Genomic DNA, 840 nt, shown 5'->3' with positions numbered 1-840 from the left:
GGAAGTAGGGGATGTTTACGGTACCTCATCCACGACCATTATGAGGCGATTTGATCAAATCGCTCAAACGGAAGTCAAGCAAGTAGAGTCACTACCTCGAGTGATTGCGATTGATGAATATAAAGGAGATACAAGGGAAGGAAAGTACCAACTCATCATCGCCGATGGGATCACAAAGCAACCCCTAGACATCCTACCGAACCGAAATAAAAAGACGATAAAAGACTACCTTCAAAGGCATGGTCACCACGTTCAAGTGGTGATTATGGATATGAGTCCTTCTTTTAAGGCAGCCGTTCGTTCGGCCCTAGGGAACCCAGTGATCGTGGCGGATCGTTTTCATTTTTGTCGTTATATTTATTGGGGGATCGATCGAGTTCGGAGGCGTATTCAGCAGCAGTTTCACGACTATTACCGCAAAAAGTGCAAAAGAAAAAGGTACATATTTTATAAACCACAAAACACTTTAACCGAAGAAGATCAGTGGCATTTAAAACGCTATTTGAATATGTCGGAAGAGCTAAAAAAAGCCTATGAACTAAAAGAACGTTATCAATCGTGGTTTAACCGAGCGAAAGAGATCGGTCAAGAAATGATTAAAGAGGTAAAAAAAGAGCTGGAAGCATTTTATCAAGTAGTAGAGGAATCAGGAATTCCAGAGATGAAACAAGCGATAGAAACGTTTCGAAATTGGCAAGTAGAAATCCTGAATAGCTTTGTGTATGGTCATTCCAATGGCTTTCTGGAAGGAATTAATAATACCACAAAAGTCATCAAGCGAAACGGCTATGGATATAAAAACTTCAAGAGATTTCGAGCAAGAATCTTATTGAGACATCA

Annotated in this window: 1 protein-coding gene; it reads left to right on the top strand. The window is 40.4% G+C overall.

Annotated elements, in window-relative coordinates:
• Nucleotides 1-840 (top strand): ISL3 family transposase (locus ABES52_RS16810; protein WP_429652466.1); only part of this gene is annotated, 840 nt, incomplete at both ends.

The sequence above is a fragment of the Aeribacillus pallidus genome (assembly GCF_050478865.1).
Lineage (GTDB): Bacteria > Bacillota > Bacilli > Bacillales > JACDOC01 > JACDOC01.
Note: the sequence above shows the minus strand (reverse complement) of the source record. Positions and strands in the feature narration are given on the sequence as shown.